17 protein-coding genes and 1 pseudogene are annotated in these 20,594 nt (G+C 26.8%); 5 read left to right on the forward strand and 13 right to left on the reverse strand.

Annotated features, from left to right (window positions below; translation table 11 throughout):
* Nucleotides 1–4 precede the first annotated feature (4 nt).
* The 6 genes and pseudogenes from rfbG to ACYUET_RS04865 all read right to left on the reverse strand — a co-directional run bounded on the left by rfbG (nucleotide 5) and on the right by ACYUET_RS04865 (nucleotide 7,157).
* Nucleotides 5–1,075 (reverse strand): CDP-glucose 4,6-dehydratase, encoded by a 1,071-nt coding sequence (rfbG, locus tag ACYUET_RS04840; protein WP_460278113.1) that lies wholly within the window; start codon nucleotides 1,073–1,075, stop codon nucleotides 5–7.
* The gene (gene rfbF, locus ACYUET_RS04845; RefSeq protein ID WP_460278114.1) at nucleotides 1,057–1,836 is read right to left on the reverse strand and encodes a glucose-1-phosphate cytidylyltransferase; all 780 of its coding nucleotides are present in this window, start codon (nucleotides 1,834–1,836) and stop codon (nucleotides 1,057–1,059) included. Before rfbF ends, rfbG begins: the two co-directional genes overlap by 19 nt.
* Nucleotides 1,837–2,106: 270 nt before the next feature.
* Nucleotides 2,107–2,750 (reverse strand): annotated as a pseudogene (locus ACYUET_RS04850) (reverse transcriptase domain-containing protein); the annotation flags it as partial.
* A 274-nt stretch (nucleotides 2,751–3,024) separates the two neighbouring features.
* Nucleotides 3,025–4,743, reverse strand: coding sequence for a flavin monoamine oxidase family protein (locus ACYUET_RS04855; protein ID WP_460278115.1), 1,719 nt, complete (start codon nucleotides 4,741–4,743; stop codon nucleotides 3,025–3,027).
* A 66-nt stretch (nucleotides 4,744–4,809) separates the two neighbouring features.
* Nucleotides 4,810–5,949: an aminotransferase class V-fold PLP-dependent enzyme gene (locus tag ACYUET_RS04860; protein ID WP_460278116.1), complete on the reverse strand. Its 1,140-nt coding sequence runs from the start codon at nucleotides 5,947–5,949 to the stop codon at nucleotides 4,810–4,812.
* A 434-nt stretch (nucleotides 5,950–6,383) separates the two neighbouring features.
* Nucleotides 6,384–7,157 carry a hypothetical protein gene (locus tag ACYUET_RS04865; RefSeq protein ID WP_460278117.1) on the reverse strand — a complete coding sequence of 258 codons (774 nt, stop codon included), beginning with the start codon at nucleotides 7,155–7,157 and terminating at the stop codon, nucleotides 6,384–6,386.
* Nucleotides 7,158–8,243: 1,086 nt separating this feature from the next.
* Between ACYUET_RS04865 and ACYUET_RS04870 the strand changes: the two genes are divergently transcribed.
* Nucleotides 8,244–8,822 carry a hypothetical protein gene (locus ACYUET_RS04870; RefSeq protein ID WP_460278118.1) on the forward strand — a complete coding sequence of 193 codons (579 nt, stop codon included), beginning with the start codon at nucleotides 8,244–8,246 and terminating at the stop codon, nucleotides 8,820–8,822.
* Nucleotides 8,815–9,852, forward strand: coding sequence for a DUF6709 family protein (locus ACYUET_RS04875; RefSeq protein ID WP_460278119.1), 1,038 nt, complete (start codon nucleotides 8,815–8,817; stop codon nucleotides 9,850–9,852). Before ACYUET_RS04870 ends, ACYUET_RS04875 begins: the two co-directional genes overlap by 8 nt.
* 91 nt (nucleotides 9,853–9,943) lie before the next feature.
* On the opposite strand, the gene ACYUET_RS04880 is transcribed toward ACYUET_RS04875, so the two are convergent.
* The 5 genes from ACYUET_RS04880 to ACYUET_RS04900 all read right to left on the reverse strand — a co-directional run bounded on the left by ACYUET_RS04880 (nucleotide 9,944) and on the right by ACYUET_RS04900 (nucleotide 15,380).
* Complete coding sequence (locus ACYUET_RS04880) at nucleotides 9,944–11,689, reverse strand: 3'-5' exonuclease (protein WP_460278120.1); 1,746 nt, start codon at nucleotides 11,687–11,689, stop codon at nucleotides 9,944–9,946.
* Between the two features lie 183 nt (nucleotides 11,690–11,872).
* Entirely contained in the window at nucleotides 11,873–13,099 is a 1,227-nt protein-coding gene (locus ACYUET_RS04885; protein ID WP_460278121.1) for a chloride channel protein, read from the reverse strand.
* A gap of 325 nt (nucleotides 13,100–13,424) precedes the next feature.
* Nucleotides 13,425–14,462, reverse strand: a complete 1,038-nt coding sequence (locus ACYUET_RS04890) for a DUF4097 family beta strand repeat-containing protein (protein WP_460278122.1) — start codon at nucleotides 14,460–14,462, stop codon at nucleotides 13,425–13,427.
* Nucleotides 14,462–15,064, reverse strand: coding sequence for a DUF1700 domain-containing protein (locus ACYUET_RS04895; RefSeq protein WP_460278123.1), 603 nt, complete (start codon nucleotides 15,062–15,064; stop codon nucleotides 14,462–14,464). Before ACYUET_RS04895 ends, ACYUET_RS04890 begins: the two co-directional genes overlap by 1 nt.
* Nucleotides 15,057–15,380, reverse strand: a complete 324-nt coding sequence (locus ACYUET_RS04900) for a PadR family transcriptional regulator (RefSeq protein WP_460278124.1) — start codon at nucleotides 15,378–15,380, stop codon at nucleotides 15,057–15,059. The genes ACYUET_RS04895 and ACYUET_RS04900 overlap by 8 nt, the downstream gene beginning before the upstream one ends.
* 338 nt (nucleotides 15,381–15,718) lie before the next feature.
* Between ACYUET_RS04900 and ACYUET_RS04905 the strand changes: the two genes are divergently transcribed.
* From ACYUET_RS04905 to ACYUET_RS04915, 3 genes are all read left to right on the forward strand, one after another.
* Entirely contained in the window at nucleotides 15,719–16,702 is a 984-nt protein-coding gene (locus tag ACYUET_RS04905) for a magnesium transporter CorA family protein (RefSeq protein WP_460278125.1), read from the forward strand.
* Nucleotides 16,703–16,840: 138 nt separating this feature from the next.
* The gene (locus ACYUET_RS04910) at nucleotides 16,841–17,530 is read left to right on the forward strand and encodes a hypothetical protein (protein WP_460278126.1); all 690 of its coding nucleotides are present in this window, start codon (nucleotides 16,841–16,843) and stop codon (nucleotides 17,528–17,530) included.
* A 515-nt stretch (nucleotides 17,531–18,045) separates the two neighbouring features.
* Nucleotides 18,046–18,681, forward strand: coding sequence for a hypothetical protein (locus ACYUET_RS04915; protein ID WP_460278127.1), 636 nt, complete (start codon nucleotides 18,046–18,048; stop codon nucleotides 18,679–18,681).
* A 125-nt stretch (nucleotides 18,682–18,806) separates the two neighbouring features.
* Here the strand turns inward: ACYUET_RS04915 and ACYUET_RS04920 are convergent, their stop codons facing one another.
* Together ACYUET_RS04920 and ACYUET_RS04925 are read right to left on the reverse strand one after the other, a co-directional pair.
* Nucleotides 18,807–20,114 carry an FtsW/RodA/SpoVE family cell cycle protein gene (locus tag ACYUET_RS04920; RefSeq protein ID WP_460278128.1) on the reverse strand — a complete coding sequence of 436 codons (1,308 nt, stop codon included), beginning with the start codon at nucleotides 20,112–20,114 and terminating at the stop codon, nucleotides 18,807–18,809.
* Nucleotides 20,115–20,129: 15 nt separating this feature from the next.
* A complete protein-coding gene (locus ACYUET_RS04925) occupies nucleotides 20,130–20,456 on the reverse strand; it encodes a PadR family transcriptional regulator (protein WP_460278129.1) in 327 nt (108 codons plus the stop codon).
* Between the last annotated feature and the right edge of the window lie 138 nt (nucleotides 20,457–20,594).

Genomic DNA, 20,594 nt, shown 5'->3' on the forward strand with positions numbered 1-20,594 from the left:
ATATTTATAAAAATTCTTTAAAGTACACCTTTATTTGATTTTTTATTAATTCGTTTATATTATCCTTTGAATAATAACATTTTGTCCATTCTATAGTTAAATCAACAGCCTCTTTTATACTTAATTTAGGCTTCCAGCCAAGTTTATTTTTTATTTTTGAACAATCTAACTTTAAAAGGTTTGATTCATAAAAATGAGTATCTTCTATATTACTTATCCATTTCATATTTCCCCATAAGTTACAAAATGTTTCAACAAGATTAGCTGTAGTGACACATCCGTCTTCATTTGGTCCTATGTTATAACTTCCCTCAAAATACTTATGGTTGTATTGCTTTTCTGCAATCAACAAATATCCTAAAAGTGCTTCAAAGACGTGTTGATAAGGTCTAATAGATTTTGGATTTCTAACAACAATATCTTCTTTCTTAATAGCTGCTCTAATGCAATCTGGGATTATTCTATCTTCTGAGAAATCACCACCACCTATTACATTACCAGCTCTGGCTGTAGATATAGCTGGTCCTTGATCTAAAAAGAAGGAATTTTTATAACTACAAGTAACAAGTTCAGAACAAGATTTACTATTAGAATAAGGATCAAAACCATCTAATGGATCAATTTCACGATATCCCCAATCCCATTCATTATTTTTATAAACCTTATCTGTTGTGACAATAACTACCGAACGCACACTTTTACAATTTCTTATGCTTTCAAGCAAATTTACAGTTCCTATTACATTTGTCTCATATGTGTATACTGGATTTTTATATGATTCTCTAACTAAAGGTTGTGCCGCTAAATGAAATACAATATCTGGTTTGCAATTGCATAATTCTTTTTTTAAATGCTCTAAATCTCTTATATCTCCAATAATTGAATTGATATCCTTTTTTATATTAATAATATTGAATAAATAAGGATTTGTATTAGATATTAATGAAAATCCAGTAACTTTAGCTCCTGCCATAATCAAAATCTTGGTAAGCCAGCTTCCTTTAAAACCAGTATGTCCTGTTATAAAAACCCTTTTTTGATTATAAAATTCAAGCATTAATCCCAGACCTTCCATTTAGCATTATTTTCTCTCCATAGTTTTTCAAGTAATTCTTTATCTCTTTGAGTATCCATGCACTTCCAAAATCCACTATGCTTATACGCATTTAACATTTTATCTTTTGCAAGATTCTCCATAGGTTCCTTTTCTAAAAACGTATTATCACCCTTAATATACTCAAAAACTTTAGGTTCTAAAACCATATAACCACCATTAATCCAGCTTCCATTTTCTTTAGACTTTTCATCAAATGATGTTACAGTTCTATTATCCTCATCTATATTAATTACTCCAAATCTTCCCTCTGGTTGAATTGCTGTTAATGTTGCTATTTTGTTATTTTTTTTATGAAATTCTAATAAATTAGTAATATTAATATCACTGACTCCATCTCCATATGTCAGCATAAAAGTTTCATCCCCCACATACTTTTGAACTCTTTTAAGCCTTCCTCCAGTCATAGTATCAATGCCAGTATCAACTAGTGTCACTTTCCATGGCTCTGCAACGTTTGAATGAATCGAGATTTTATTATTTTTAGAAAACTCAAAAGTAATATCTGAACTATATATATAATAATTTGCAAAATATTCTTTTATCATATGCCCTTTATATCCACAACAAATTATGAATTCATTAAACCCATAATAGGAATAACCTTTCATTATGTGCCATAATATTGGATTACCTCCAATTTCAATCATAGGTTTTGGTCTTAAATGGGATTCTTCTGATATTCTAGTCCCATATCCACCTGCAAGTATCACTACTTTCATAATTCTTATTCCCCTCAATTTACATTAATATTATTTTTCATAAATTTATCTAACGAAGAATTCATATAATATTTTATTCTTCCATCGCATAAATTATGATTTACTCAGCTTTTATTTAACTGCTTGTCTAATATTATTTACTCTCCTTTTTGCATTTACATAAAAAACTTTAGGATAACTGTCTTGTCTAATAACAATTAAAATGCTTTTTTATTATATCTAATACTACTTTATGCCATAATTTTTTTAATATGAGAATAGAATATATTTTTCTATTATATTTGTCATAGATTTCATTACTATAAGCCCTGCTCTTTTACTTTTGACATATACATTATCATCATCTGCATATCTGCGAAATATGTGACCCCGTTTTTTAAGTTCTTTATCCAGTTCGTCTAGCACTATGGTTGCTAATAATGGACTTAACGGACCACCCTGTGGTGTTCCTTCTTCACTTGTTACCGAAACGCCGTTAATAAAAATTCCGCTTTTAAAATACTTTCTTAGTAATGATAACAATCTTTTGTCTTGTATCTTCTTTTCAAGCTTGTTTATGAGAATAGCGTGATTAACTTTATAAGATAATTTCTCTAGATCCATATCTACAACCCATCTATTTCCTTGATTTATATATTGTTTTGATTTCGTTATAGCACCCTTCGCTCCTCTGCGAGGACGGAATCCGAAACTATTTTCAGAAAATAATGGTTCATATATTTTAGATAAAACTTGAGCAATAGCCTGAGTAATCTACTAGTATCAAATGTTCCATTGTTTACGCTTTCTCTATTTGGTAAAACCATAGAATTACTCGGCACCTTTGATTTACCTTGAAGTTCCACTTCTACTTCCATCAATTGGTCTCTATATTGAGTTTTCTGCTTTCTTTGCAATTTCTTTGATTTATCCAAAGTTGTAAACCTCCTAACGTTCAGTCCTTTATCCGCTATAGCGATTAACGGAGTTACTATGACTTCTGCGGACTTCTGATAGTTCAGCTATATATCACTATATAAGTTGTATCCTAGAAATTTAATTCATTTGGTATATATCTATCAAACCTCCCCAGGTAAGAGCACGCACTTTCACCGATTAGTACATGTCCATGCTGGGCACACATGAAGAAAAGGCCTACATTCATACAATGCAGGTCCTTTTTATATAAATATTTAATTATTGTCAATCTTAATTATCTTTTATCTGCTTTGCTACTTCATTTGCAGCAATCATTCCAGTTTGAAGAGCTCCTTGTTGACTTACATGTTTTTGTGATACATGCTCTCCTGCAAAAAATACCTTATTTTCCATCTCTGGAACTGTTACAGCATAAGAAAAAAGTGTTTTATCTTCTGGCTTTGATAGTGCTCCCGCAGTCCATATATACTGTACATCTGACCAAATTAATGACTTATAATCAATTAACTTATCATCCAGATAGTGAGGAGGTAGTCCATGAACTTTTTCTACATATCTCATTACATCATCAATTTGCAATTCTGGATTTTCATTTCCAAATCTAACTGCTTCCTGGCACCAACTATAGCTAGCTAACAATACACCCGCTTCTTCTGGTGTTACTCCAGGCTTTAATACCCACTTACCATATTTATCAGCCACAGGTTTTGCATGATCTGATGGATAGTAAATTGAAACTAATGGGAGATCTGTAAAAGAACATCCCCCTATTATCTTTTTTGATGCATTTCCCATTTCCCAAAACCTTTCATTAAGATGTAGATATATTTTATGTGCTATTTCGTAATTCATTTCACTTATAGCTTGCATCTTTGTCGTTGTAAAAAGTGGGGCTATTTCAATTCTCCTTAGGCTTGAAAATGGTATAGCGCATATTACGTAATCGAATTCTTCAGATGTTTCTTTGTTATTTCTATAATCTGTGTACTTAAGTATAACTTTATCTTTTGAATGAGAATTATATATTCCACTAACTGGGAAACCCATTTTTATTTCTATTTTTCCTAATTTATCTTTGCTAATATCCTTGTAAACTTCTTCATTTTTGTCACAAAGAGCTTCATATAATGAATAAGGTAAACTAATCATGCCATCAGTAATACGATAATTATATTCAAGATCTGCTGTATAGTATTGTTGAAGCATTTCAGTAAGACTTAAATTAAAAAATTGTTCTTTGCCTTCCAAATCTCCAAGCATTGATATTAAATCCTGACTAATATCTATATTTTCGTATGCATTTCTATAATTTAATTTATCTATTTCTATTATACTGTTTGAATATTCTGGTTTAACTTGAATTAATTCCCTTCTTAATTCTGATGGAAGAGATTTTAAATATTTTTCATATATCTTTTCATGGAATTTAAACCATGCTTTTTTTCTCTCTGTTTCACTCAAACTAAACTTAGGATATATATTATTTCCTACATTTTTTCCTTTAATATCATTAACTGCCCTTCCATCTCTAATGTAAAACAAAGCATTATTGTTATGATTTACAAAAGGACTTGTATGCAGTTTAAATAGATTTATATAATGCCAAGTAGTTTCATGAGATACCGGTATACTCATTGGCCCTAATTCACCATAACACTTTTTATTTCTATCAAAATAATAAGTGTATACCCTTCCTCCTATTCGATGACTTGCTTCAAATAAAGTAATATTGCAGCCTATTTTTCTAAGTTCAAAGGCAGCAGCAAGACCTGCTTCTCCAGCTCCAATTACAGCTACTTTAATATTCTTGGCATCTCCTACAGGACAAATATTAGTTATATTTTCTGGAGGCCTCATTAAATCAATTATATTCTCTAGATCATCTGATCTATTTTGCATCTTGAGTATATATTCAAGCATCGTATATCTTTCACACTCACCAGGATTATCTATTTGATAAGGAGAGTTTGAATTATTATAAGAATTCATAACTTTCACATCCTAATATTTTTATTACATATATAATTATATATGTACTGCATCCTTTATTTCACGTTATCTCACTTTATACATCTTTATGATTGTTGCTAATAGTTTTTCTATTTCATCGAAAGTATTAAAATATCCTGGACTCACTCTCACCGTTCCAGCATATTCTGTACCAAGTACATCATGTATTAATGGCGCACAATGATAACCTGTTCGTACAGCTATTCCTTCTTTATTCAATTGTTCACCAACAATAGAAGCATCAATGCCCTCCACATTGAAAGAAAGTACTGAACTTCTTTGTTTTACAGAATGACTTCCATAAATTTTTATATAAGAGAGTTTTTTCAATTCCTCTAATAAGTATAATATTAATTCCTCTTCACTTTTTTGGATACTTTCTACTCCAATTTTCCTAATGAATTTTACCCCTTCGCACAAACCTGCAATCCCAGGCGTATTTAGTGTCCCACTTTCAAACTGATCTGGCATAAAATTTGGTTGAACCATAAAATGAGAGTTACTTCCTGTTCCACCTTCCTTAAAATTCTTTAATTTTATGCCTTCTCGTATAAACACTGCCCCTGTCCCTTGCGGTCCTAGCAATCCTTTATGACCTGAAAATGCTAATAAATCAATATTATCACGTTCCACGTCAATAGGAATGACTCCAGCACTTTGAGATGCATCTACCATAAATATAATCCCTTTTTCCTTTGAGATCTTTCCAATATTCTTAATGTCTTGACGACTACCTAATACATTAGATACGTGATTGATAATAATCATTTTCGTGTTTTTCTTAATCTCTTTCTCAATATCCTTAATATTAACATAACCTGCTTTATCAACATTTACCAAAGTAACTTCAACGCCTCTTTCACTTAGTGAATTCAGTGGTCTTAAAACAGAATTATGTTCAATAACTGTACTAATAACATGATCTCCTACATTTAACACACCTTTAATTCCTATATTCAAGGCCTCTGTTGCATTACATGTGAAAATTAAGTTAAAAGGATTAGCAATATTAAATAATTTGCATACTTCTTCTCTGGTTTCCATAATTTTTAGAGCTGCTTTTACAGACATCTCATAAGAACCTCGTCCTGGATTAGCAGCATAATTTTTCATACAATTTAGTACTTCTTTATAAACTTCTGATGGTTTTGGAAAAGATGTAGCTGCATTATCTAAATAAATCATATAAAACTCCTTATTAAGTTTAAGCATTGTTCTAGCTAGATTATTTTAAAAAAACCCTAACAAAATCCAAAATCCAAATTATAATTAGATTAAGTAAAAATCAATAATAAAGAGGATAATTGAAATGCTAGAGTTCTCTTATTGTAATAATGAACAATTTAATAATATAAATGACTTTTTTATATTATCCCTTATATTAATTTATGATGTGTACAATGTAATAATACCTAGTTCTATACAAAATAGAAGAAACATATTAAAACATAAATTTTAAAGATTATTTTCTAATATTTTTTATAGAACAAGGTTTATAGAACTAAAAATATATTTACATTCACTGTAAATATGTTTTTAAAACTAGCACAACGCATAAATGCAAAATTCATATTTATAAAAAATTTACGTAATTAGAACGTATATAATAATAATCTTTGCTAATCATGATATTCATCGTTGTCATCACATTCTGGAAATAATGGATCTAAATTCTGATTTGGATAGAATTTAGGGATTGGTGCTTTTTCAAATTTTTCACATGGGTCTTCCTCTGGTTCCTCTTCACATGGTTCTTTTGGAACTGGGCAATATTCGTAAGCTGGAATAAGGAGCTGTACAATAAGCTCACATTTTACAACAATATAATAACCCAAAGTAATATCTAAAACATCATTTCCACTTCTATCTTTTAGTAATTCACCATCTAGAGCCTGAGCAACCATTTCAAGTTTTATTATATTAGAATCTAAATCTTCAGCATATCCAACTGGTACAAAGCTAGCAGAAATTTGTGCTATAGAATCAGGACAGTAGAATTTTCCAATTACATCTGTTCTATTAATTTCAAACAATTCACTTTTGTTTACACCATTGCAGTCAATATAATCTGCATAGAAAGAAATCATGTAAGAAAGAACAATTTTTTTAAAATCGTGATTCCCCTTAAGTGGAATCTTATCCACTGAAATTAACTTTACGTTAAAGTCTCTACTACCTATATATCTCTTGGGATTTTTTAGGGGATTGCTTCTTAATTCACAATCTGTTGTATTTGTGTCAGGACCTTCATCGTACACAAGACATCTTTTGATTAAGCATTGATCAAAAATTTTAGGTACTTCAATGCAAACTAACTCAGAAGGATCTGGCAAACGACCTTGTTTATTTACAAGACCTGGACGTGGTGAAAATTTTTTAAAATTGATGGACATAAATTTTCCTCCTCTTTAAAGGTTATAATAAATGTAAATTTATTTAATATTTATAATACATGATATGTTGGAACATAAAAGTGGTGACATTAAAAATATATATCTAATAACAAAATAATCATACTAAACAATTAACCATAAATTAATCTGTATTACTCATAGTCCACAATAATTCGTATACTGGTTAACTAGGAAATCCTGACGGCTGACAAGACGGAATTGAATCAAGTGAAGATTTCTTCTTGATAATTTATATCTGGAACTTTCATTTGGAATCCTCCTTTAATATTTCTAAGTATATTATTCCAAATCTACCATCAAACCATTGAAAAAAGGGTGTAGTAGATTTGCTTTTACACAAATCTCACTACATCCCCTAAAAAAGATACGAAAACATAAATATTTAACAATAAATAACACTAAACTGACTTTGTTAATATTTTACTGTTTTTTAATAACGTTGATATTATAGTATAAGGGTGAACTGGCATTGGAATTTGCTTTTTAGAACTCTTAAGTGAAAGCCAAAATTTTATATTTTGTTACTTGAACTTACTCAGCGAATGTACATGAGTCGAGTTTCCTATTTCAATTCTATCCATGAGCTTTATCCGATAGTTAGTATCTGTAAATTCATAACAGCTACACGCTTCTAGATAACGAATTCTAATCATTAGTGAAAGACAAGCTTTATCTAATGCTTAGAATTCTGTTTATACTACAATACCACCTGTTCCCACAACTCCAATTTTCATATTACTACCTCCTATAAAATACGTTTAGAAGTCATAAATTTTCTATATAAGTTTCCACCATAATTGTAAATTATATAATAAACTAAATTCCATTACTATCTTGAATTACTATAAATAACATATGTATATCTAAAATTATAATAAATATTATAATTATTGTTAAATAGCTTAAACTTTTCTTGTTTATTTCTTCAATTTTTTCAAATTTTGTTTTAAATTCATCATTTTTCTACATTTTTTTCATGAAATCGTTTATTTATAGTAGCATAATTATACCATAATATGATATAATTTCTTCCGAAACAATTAAATGTAAAGGGGATGAATTATAATGAATTCAAAAAAATCTTTTAGTTCTTTATTAGTAATGTTAATATCTATTCCAATCATTGCACTAATAGCTGGTTCTGTAGTTAACTTCATTACTACAAAAACAAACTATTCAAATTACATTTCTCTTGGTGGTGCTATCATTTCAGTAGTTTTAATGATAATTGTATTAAGTCTTTGTAAAATTAAAAATATAGTTATAGCAATTATTTATTCTTTTTTAGTAGGAACTTCAGTATATATGGTTCATACTTATGGAGACTATGTTAGTTTTGGTAAAGAGCTTGCAATAGAACAAAACTTAACTGACACTAATGAAACTAAAGCTCTTGCAGATAAATTTTTAGAATCTGAAACTGGCACACCAGGAGTATGTGGATATGTAAAATATGTAGCCAAGGTTGGTATTATAACTAAATCTAGCAAATCTCATCGAGTTACAAAACATGAAGGTGCAGATGCATGGATGGAAATGGGATTTGATTTACTTTCATATGTTGCTGTCTCTATTGGATGCATATATTATTATATGAAAGATAAGAAAAAAGAAGAATTAGAGGAAACTGCTGAAAATGCGTAGTAACTTTATTAATAAACAAATTTTAAGATCTAGTATTTTAAAGCTTTTATTATATATTTTATGTATAACTTTTTTAGGCTTTCTAGCAAATCTTCTAATGCCTCAATTTAAATTAATGGTTAATCCAGTAATCACTATAAGTAATTATTCTGATATCGAATTACAAAATTCAAAAAGTGATAAGAATATTATTACTTTTAATGCAAACAAAAATAATATAACTAAAATAGGTGATAAAGTTTCTCCAGAAGGGGAACTTCAAGCAGTTTACGCTACTATAGTTATGAATGATAAAGCTGTTTTGATTTCTGCACCAATGAAGTTTTTTCAAAATGACCTTAATAATGATTCATGGAAATTTAAAGGTGTGGTTCACCCTATTAGCGAAAATTCTAATGAAATGTTAAGAAATATAAAAGCTACTAACACCAATAGTCAAGATATAATAAAACAGCTTCAACCATTAATGGTTAATTGTGAAGATAATTATGGTTATGAATCTAATATAGAATCTGCCATTGTATTCTTAATACTTTTAGCTGTAATTTTATTAGTAATACTTTGGATAATTGCTACTATAATTAATCCAAAACTTAATTATACAAATAGATTACTTTCAAAACATGGTGATATAAAGCTTCTTAAAGATAATATTGATAAGGAACTTAACGACAATATTAAATTAAAGGTTTCTAAAATATTTATTACAGAAAATTGGTTTATTTATAATGGGACCTTTAAAGTAATAGCTTTACCTATAAAAAATATTGTTTGGGTACATAAATTTATTCGTAAACAACTTATAAGTAATTATAGTGTAAGAATTTATACTTCTGTTAATCAAGAATGTGAAACTTATTTATTAACAGAAAAAATGGTTGATAAAATTATAAACTATTTTTCTGATAGCTTTCCTTGGATGATTATAGGTTTTGATGAAAAAATAAAAGAGCAATGGGATTCTAAACCAGAAGAATTAATAGAATCTATATCTTTTAATAAAAAAAGATACGAAAACACAGATATTTAACAACTAATGCTTAAAAACTCTTATCAAATTATTAATAGAGTTTTTAAGCATTAGTATTTTTAATTACATATTATAAACTATAATTATCTTTTTATTTATTGCTATTAGTAATTTCCATAGCTAAATCTGAAATTCCAAACTTATCATCATCAAACATTATCTGTTCATAAGAATTATATTTAGATATATCATCTAATTCACATACTTCCTTATTTGTGATAACAGATTTATCCTCATCTTCCCCTATTGAATGTTGATCACGCTCTAAACTAAGCATATCACTATTTGATTCTTTATTGAGTTTATTTAGAGGTATATTAGTATCTTCTTCTACTTTTAAAAATTTATAATCTATGTCTTTAATAAATTTAGAAGGTATACCATTGGATGTTATAAATAATTTTTCAGTAGCTCTTGTCATTCCAACATAAAGTAACTTTCTTTCTCTAAACTCTAACATATCCATATCCTCTTCTTCAACTTCCACCGGACATAATGGCATTACTGTAGAATTAACTCCTGCAATTATTACTATCTTAAATTCAAGACCTTTAATAGAATGCATCGTTACAAGTTTTACACATTCTTTATTGAAATCAATTTTGTTGGCATTATCAAATATTGAACAAGGTATATTGTACTTATCTAAACAAATTTTAAATTCTTCTAGCTGTCTTTTTTGTCTAGCAATTATAACTATATCCTCTAATTTATAATCTTTTATAAGATTTTCCACTATTAAATTAGCTATATATAAGCCTTCTTCATTTGCATCTTTAAAATTTCTGTATGTTGGGTAATCACCTTGCTTGTCTATTAAATTAGGCTTAACAAAATTATCATCCTGAAGCAAGTCTTTATTACTATTAATTAAACTAAAAGCTGCCTCAGCTATTTGTGTTGTTGTTCTATAATTTTTAGTAAGTGCATTAGATTTACCTGTCATATCATATCCAAGACTAGTAAATGAACGATTTTTAATAAGCCAAGCTTGAGAATATATACTTTGAGCAACATCTGAAATAAATGTTATACTAGAATAAGCTTTTTTATTATATAATATCTTTAAAAATTCTAATTGAACCCTTGTTAAATCTTGACTTTCATCTATTAAAATGTGAGTATATTTTTCAATATGACATTTCTCAGCTTCCTTTAATGCAATTAATGCCATATCTTGAAGATCCACTTTATTTATCTTTTTTAAATTATCATTATATTTTAATAAAACATCAAATATAGCATTTCTTTGTTTAGAATTTTTTCTAAGCTTTTGAGGCCCATCACTATTAATATTGATAACTCTTCCTATCCGATCAACACATTGATATTCTTGAAGATCCATATAATTGCATGCCTTAATCCATATAATTTCTTCTTTAATAAATTGAAGATATTTAGAATTAATCACTTCAACGTTTTCATATTTATTACTAACAAAATTTATAGCATCTATTAATTCATTCTTACACTCTTTTGGTGATGCAATAGTTAATTTCTCATTATATTGATTTTTATAACTATTAAAATACATATACATTATTGAATTTATTGTTTTAATATACAACTTGCTACTATTTTCTTCATCAAATAAATTTGCTTGAGCATTAATCTCATCCTTAATATTATCATATATAACTGATACATATTTTTGAAGTGCTTTATTATAAGTCACCATAAGTACACTATCATCTTTAGATGGGCAATAATGTCTTAATAGTAACGGTATCTTATTTGCAGCAACAGTAGTCTTACCAGAACCTGCTACACCTTTTATTAATGAATGACCATTTGGTTTACCCTCAATTATTCTTTTTTGTTCTATATTAAGTTGCATTTCTACTCCCTCTTCACACATATCTTCTAAAATTTGGTAATTATTATATTAATTGTACTATATTCTGTGCTTATATGTAAAGTTTTGAATGATTCTAAATTTAAAACATATAAAATTAAGAGGATATTTCAAATATATTTTTTGAAACATCCTCTTTACTCTCTAATATTCTTTCTAAATTATTTAAATAACATTATTAGATAACTTTCCTATGGCAGCTGATAATATCATTGGTAATATAGTATTTAATGGGAAAAAGAATATAAGTAATATCATAGGAATAACCATATTATCCATAGCTTTACTCACAAAACATGTAGTAACTACAACTACACTAAATACTGGATCAATTCCAAATAAAATTGATAATCCATATCCAATACAACTTCCTGAGAATATTATAGGAAAAATATGTCCACCTCTCCATCCAGTTGATAAACAAATTTCTGTTAATAACAACTTAATTAATCCTATAGTAATTAACATATATGCTCCTATACTTTTCCATTCAAAAACTAATTTTTTTAATTCATGTTCACCTGAAAATAGTGTGTAAGGTAACAATGTACCTATAGTTCCTATTAATATTCCGCCCATTATTGCTTTTACAACCTTTTTATTCTCAAAAGGTTTCAATAATTTATGAAGTATTTTTCCATACGTTTTATAAATGATACCTATTAATATAGCAATTAATATGAGTATCATTCCAAATAGTATTTCACGCCCACCTATTTTACTGTCTCCAAATTTAACTATAAATCCCTCTCTATTATCTATTTGTGATAATAATATAAAAACTGAAAAACCTGCTATTGTAGTAACCGTATATATAATAGTTTTTATTTTTTTTATTAAACTTTTATCTTTATCACTATCTTCGCCAAGAGTATACACTCCAAATAAAGGTGCATTAAATATCATACCTATACTTGCTTGCATACTTGATTGAGTTATCTCATCTGCATACTCATTAATAATATTGTTTTTCTTAAATTTTTCCTTCATCTTATCTCCAACAAATGTAATAATACCACCAATTATACCTGTAAGTGCTGCTTCTGGACCTAAACTAGCTCCAAAAAATAAAACAGTAAGCGCTGCAATAGTAGCTTTTGGTACTGATTTATACTCTACTCTTTTATTTTGTTTAAATTCAGCTAAAGTTCCATTCATAAATTTAGGATAATCTCCAAAATATTTTTGAGTAAGTCCTACTAATATTCCACCTATTATTCCCAGGATTAAAGTCCAATGATTTGTATTAAAATAATCAGGTAATGTATTCCACATAAAGTGAATTCCTAAATTAACTAAACCTAGAAATAACCAAGTTAAAAAACCTACCATTCCTCCCATAATAATACTATATAGTACTATTTCAAGGTCTATTGTTATAGTTTTATTCATGCTAATCTCCCTTTGTATTTATATAATTAATTGTATTTCTTATATTTAAGACACATGCAAATAAATAACAACACCAAAGTTGCAATGGATATTTTTCATCATGCAAGGAGATTAATTGTCATCATGGCGTGAGACTATTAAGCCAATTTGAAAAGGCAGCATGATGTAAAATAGGCTGGCAAATGGACTTTTTATTTTATTGATTGTGCCTAATCCTCATCAATAAATTTAAATATATCCTCTACCATTTTGTCAAATACATTAGCAATATCCATTGCAAGTTTTAATGACGGATTTAAACTAAATTCTTTTAAATCTATTTTCTTTATTTAAAATCCATATTTATATCTCCATTATTACTAGTAACATCTATAGTATTTTGAGTATTATTATTACCCTTATTTTGGACTTTCTTTTCAAACTTATCTCCATCTATATTGATATCACCATAGTTACATGAAGCACTATAATTATATAGATCTTTACTAATATTAGTTCTAAAATTTATGTCTCCATAATGTGAAGATAAGCTAGTAGTCCCTTTAAACTCTCCATCTAAATCAATATCCCCATTATTTGATTTTACTTTTAATCCGTTAGATATAAGATTATTTGATGTTATTTTTCCATATTCATTATTAATAGTATTATTCTCAACTTTAACATTTCCCATTTCAAGGTTACCATTATTCATATTATTACTTAAGATATTAAATTCACTATTTCTTATTTTTATATCTCCATATGAATTTTTTAATATAGCATTATTATTGGATTTTATATTTTCTAAATCTATATCCCCATTATTTAACTCTAAAGTTAAATTGTTTGTAACAATATTTCTACTTATTACATCTCCATAATTACAATTTATATAAATTTCATTAACATTAATATCACTCATAGTAAAATCTCCACTATTTGCTTTTACATTTAAATTAGTTAAATCTACATTGCCCGGAACATATATCTTAATATAACTTTCTTGAAAATTTGAACCTATACAAAAATTTATATTTCCAAACATAGAATTTTGTAATTTGTCTTGTTTTACTACCAACTTTCCATCTTCTATTGAATAATTAACGTCACCTTCATCTTTAGAATATTTCACTTCAATTTCATATCTATTAGATTTTATTATATCTATTTTTCCTACTTTAGAATCAACTTCTATGCTATTAAATTGAGATAATTCTTCATTTTTTTCAATCATATTTGTATTATCCAAAATCTTAAATCCAGAATCTTGTTTAGAAATTGTAAATTTTCCTCCCATTGAGAAACCTACTAAAGCAAGTATTAATCCTACTACAATTATACAAGCTGAAAATATTAATAATTTCTTTTTTGTTTCCCCCATTATAGCTCCTCCTTTTTGCTTGATTTCTTAACTCTGTTCAATAATTTTCTAGCTAATTTTGCAATTCCTTTAAATATCTTTGGTGCTAATATTGAAATTAATACTGATATCAATAATCCTACTCCGATTAATGCCAATCCAATTCCAATAAACATAATAGCTGTTGAAAAACCTTGAGTAATAACTGCAAATCCTGCAAAAATAGTAACAAATCCTGTAAATATTATTGCAATTGTAGAAACTGCAAAAGCAAAAGTGATAGATCCTGCAACTATAACCATGGATATTAAAATCATTATAACTGCAAAGGCCAATGGTAAAGCCACAGGGGCTGCTAATATTGCTAAAATAATAAACCATATTGAATAAATGCTTCTTTTAGGCTTATTAATAGTTATCTCGTTTCCTTTAAATGCATACTCTGATAACAACTGTGATGCTATAACTGAAGGATCATCTAGTTCTTTTAAAACATCTTGCTCATTATCTATTCCTGCATCCTCAAAGTATTCTATATAATACCCTATTGCATTTTCTATTTCTTCCTGCGGTAATCTCTTTAATTTTTTTCTTAACTCTTGAATAAAAATTTCTTTATTCATCTCCTGATATCCCCCCTAAAAGAACTTTATCAACATTCTCTTTATATTCTTCCCACTCATTAAGATACTGACAGAGCATAGTTCTTCCTTTTTCCGTTATCTTATAATATCTTCTATTTCTTCCTTGAAAAGCTTGATCATATGTTGTTAGACATTCATCTTTTTGTAATCTTCTAAGCACTGGATACAGTGTTGATTCTGATATATTCATTATGGACCGTACTTGTTGAGTTAGAACATACCCATAAGTATCTCCTCTTGAAAGAACAGCTAATACACAAGCATCAAGTAAAGACGCTCCTAATTGAAAAGCCATCTGTTTACCTCCTACATATATTATATTTTTTTATATATTATATTACATATAATATACTTTATATCCAATACTATACGCCGTATAATATTAGATGTCAATATATTTTAACTTTTTAAGAAAAATTAACCATAATATATTTCCATATAAATTTCTTCTATTTTACAGAGCACAAGATAAAAATATTACTAGAAATCACGGTTTTTAGTAATATTTAAATAACAAATGTGCAAACTATACAAAGAGAGATTAGCTACTATTATTTAATAATACCTTTTAAATACGCAAGTACTCATCTAATAAAATCTTTAATTTATTGAGAAAGGGAGAATTGAATTATTATGTTTACACTACCCTTTAAAAATGAAAAAAAGCAATCTGTTGTTTTAAGAAAAATAAATACAGAAGTAAAAATAATTGAATTTAATGGTCTTAAATGGATTGATATAATTAACCCTACAAACAATGAAATTAAAATGCTTGAAGATATGTATGAATTTCATGAACTTCTTTTAGAAGATTGTATGACTGAACATCAAAGATCCAAAATAGACTCTTATGATGATTATAGTTTCATTGTTCTTCATCTCCCAAGATATAAAAAAGAACACTTTAGACTTGATTCAGCAGAAATAGATATCTTTATAAGTAATAATTATTTAGTTACACTTCATGAAGGAGAACTTAAACCATTAGTTGAATTAGCACAAAAATGTCATTCTAAAGAAGAAGCACGAAAAGAATATATGAATGAAGGATCCGCACTATTACTTTATGAGATAACTAAACAGTTATTCGATTATTGTTTTCCTATGCTCGATAAAATTGGAAATAGAGTTAACGAAATTAATAAAGAAGTATTTGCTACTCGTTCTAAATCAATGCTTGAAGTAATATCAAGAACTAAAATGCAAATAATAAGTTATAGGAGTGTAATTAAACCTTTAAGACCCGTTATAACAACTTTAGAAAAAGTTATTACAAAGTATCTTCCTGAAGATATGAACATGTACTTTGATGATATTACAGATAAAATAGAAAAAATATGGGATATGCTTGAAAATTATAAAGAGGTTATAGAGTCTGCTGATAATACATTTGCAGCACTTACTAATCATACAATGAACGGGCTTATGCGTACTTTTACTATTATTCAAGTTGCTATATTGCCTATGACTCTTGTTAGTGCTCTTTTTTCAATGAATGTACAAGGAATTCCAATGCATGATTATGAATTTGCATTTTGGATAGTTTTTGGAATGATATTTATTCCAACTGTACTGATTGGAGTTGTATTACTTGTTAATAAAGATAAGTGGTTTTAAAAAATAAAAATTATGTATTTTTAATATCGTATAATTCAAATGAATTTACGATATTTTTTATTGCAATTTATATATTAATTATATTTTTTTATCATATATGCTATAATTTAACTTGATTTTACTGAAAGGTGTGATTAAATGGAATATAAAATTAAGCCTCCCCATAAATTCAAATTAAAAGATATATTATTTTCATTGATTTTCATATTAGCTTATAGTATTTCAACATATGTAACTTTGCAAAAACCTGCTATAACCCTTGACCAAAATTCTATTACTAATAAAATTGAGAATCTCTTTACAGATAAAAATGAGAATACCTCTTCTGATAATACTGAAGTTTCTTCTGATAATTTTACAGTTTCTAAAAATGATTATACTCCTACAGATTATAGTAAGTTTACAATTAATGAATATGTTAATACCTGTGTTACTGAAACATTTGGCAAAAAAGATAATCAAGGTGGTTCTTATTTAAGTAGAATTCTTTTTTCAAACAATACTTACACTATTTACATAAATATTGGCTTTTATAGAAACAGTGATGAACTAAAATCAGCTGCAGTTAATGCGAGTGTAGAGCTTTATAAATCATTATATACTCTTTATCCTGAAAAATTTGGACATACCTTATTTGGGATTGTAGTTAGTGGTGATACCATAAACAAAAAAGGTGATACAACTCATATATATGAGGCAGCTGTTAGCTGGTATAATGAAAAAACTCTTCAAACTTTAGACATTAATAATTTAACTGTTAACAACTTTAAAGATACTGTTTATCGCTTTTATGATTATCAAAATCAAAAAGGCATACAAAGAGATTAACTTATGAAAGGTAAAATACTATGACTAAAGATATTAATAATCAACTAAAATCAAAATCTTATTTTATTTCACTATTTTCTCTTATAATTTTAATCGATTTACTAATTTATATGTTATTTCCTATATTAAAAAATAACTGTGCTTTTTTACTTATTGGAATTTTTAACATAATAATAGATGTAATCTTATGGCTTTGTGTACAGAACGGTTTTAATTGGGCTAGATGGACTTTTATTATTTCTATTTTTATGAGAGGAGGTATTTTAATACTTAGTACTTTAGATGACTTATTCATAATTAATCATTTTAACATTAAATATATAATAATTATCTTATATAGCGTTATCATTCTTATGCTTTCATTTTCAAAAAACATTAGGAAATATTATAAATTATGCTCATCATATAATTACTATTTCGAACAATGTAAAGAGTATATTAAATTACGTTATGATACTCCTATAGTATTAAATAAACAATTTAACACTAATGCTTTTTTAGACGATGTGATATCTATGCCTGCTCAGTCAATTATTCATAATTGTTCATTTTCTGTGATGATAAAAAATAATATAATTTCCGATAATTATTTTGAAAATTACTTCAGTAAACAGATTAATTCTAAGATAAAATTTCAGATAAATAAATATGCATTAAAATCAAACGAACCATATGCAAACAAACTGTTAAACATGTATATAAAGAAAAACTCTAGAATTGATCACCTAGAATTTAACGTTAATTCTTCTATTAATTTATTTGAAGAATATAAAACTAAAGTTCCATCTTATGAAATATTTTATGAAAGAAATTCATTAAAAAATAATGCTTTAAATTTTAATTATTTAATGACTATAGATAATAAAGATTTTGAACTTAATGTTAACTACATTTATTTAATATTACAGACTTTAATTAATTTTAATTATAAATTTGATACTATAAATTTTTATGGTTATGATAAAAATACATTTTTCTCTAATAACAAAACATCTAATGATTCAAATTATATTATAAAAGATATGTCTTATTCTAAAGCATGTAGTATTTTAACAAGTGAAGATTTATCTTATATTAAAGAAAAACTTAATTCTTATATGACAAATAAAAATCATATACAATCTAATACATACACAGAAGAGACATTATAAAATTAATACTAAATTTATAACATGTTAAATCTAAAATAGCTAGTAACATAATAAAGTTACTAGCTATTTTCAGTTAACTAAAAATATAAAATTTTGAAAAAGTAACGCTATTGATTTTATTAATATCATTTATCTATATTAATAGCTAAACTATCAATATTACTAAGCGATCTTCTCCTATAAATACTACATATCAATCCAACCATTGATATATTTATAATAGAATTAACACTTCCATGCCCAATAAAAGGTAATCCAATAAATACTGCTATAACTCCTAGATTACTAAGTATATTTATAACTATTTGCATAAAAAATATAAATCCTATTACTAATGTTAATGTTCTTCCATAAGTGTCCTTAACCTTACTTAAAGTATTTAATATTCTTACTATAAATGCTATCATCACAAATATACAAGTTATTCCAAACACAATTCCAAAATTATATATAATATATGCAAAAACAAAATTACTTTCTAAACTAGGTACTTTTAATAGTTCTATATTGGTTTCATTTCCAAACAATGTTGATTGAAAAGATAAAGTTCTCATCTTCATGATAAAATAACCAATTCCTTTTGGATCGCTTGATGGATTTATAATTGAACTAATAAGGTTAGCTCTATAAGGTGAATTAAATGTAATAGCTAATAAGCCCAATATCATAACTATTAATTCAGTATATATTAAAGTTATTTTTAATGATTTCTTAATCTTTGATGTTAAAAAAACTACATTTATTCCACATAGATAAATTAAACTCATTGTTATATCTTGCGCAAAAAAATATAAGATTATAGGCATAATCCCCATAGTTTCAACAGTAAATAAATCAGTTTTATTATTTATACTTTTAATATTTACTACTCCACTTAAAGAAATTAATAATAAGATTGTTACAATCAAATGAACATAGATATGTCCAATATATAAAGCCCCTACCTGAGTAATATAATAGTAGTTAATATTCATTGATACAATTAATATTATTATTGCTGCTACATACATATAATAACTATATTTTTTAAGTTTTCTATAATCGAAAAAGTAAATTCCTATAGCAATAATACTGCCTATTAATAATCCACTTATATTATTTAATAATGAAATGTCAGTCCCTATAGTATTTTTTTTAATTGAGTACATAGTAATCATACCTATAAATGCTAACATTAATGCTAATATAATACTAATTATATCTGGTTTTGCTTTATGGACCTTATCTAATTTTATACCACATTCATAAGCACTTCCAATTCTTTTAATTGCTTTGTTTATTGCTTCATTTTCTTTTAAACCAGCATTAGTATATTCATCAATAATTTCATATATATGTTCTCTTATTTCATCTGAAACTTCTTTGTGTACATCCTTGTTTTTAATATAATTACATACATCTTGTAGATAATTTTCAATTATCTCATTTTCCATAAATAACACCTCTTATCATTCAGTTATTATCTTATTTACAGTTGAAGTAAATAAAATCCATTCTTCTTCCTTTTCTTTTAATGCTCCTTTACCCTTTTTTGTTATTCTATAATATTTCCTTTTTCTTGCATTTCCAGCTTGGCACCAAAACGATTCAACTAACTTTTCTTCTTCAAGATTATGAAGTATTGGATATAAAGTACCTTCCTTAAATTCAAAAATTCCACTAGATTTTAGTTGCATTTCTTTTATCATTTCATAACCATACATTTCACTCTTTTGTAATAAACTTAAAACTAAAATATTGGTACTTCCTTTTAAAAGTTCTTTATTTATTTTCATTGATTTATCCTCCAATATTTATACATAGTATATCTATGTATAAACTTTACCATTATTTATTTATTTTGTAAATATATCGTTAATATTTTTTCAAAAAGTACTATATAGAAAAATATTATTTACACTATTTAAGTTTAA

The sequence above is a fragment of the Clostridium sp. CTA-5 genome, from assembly GCF_054768135.1.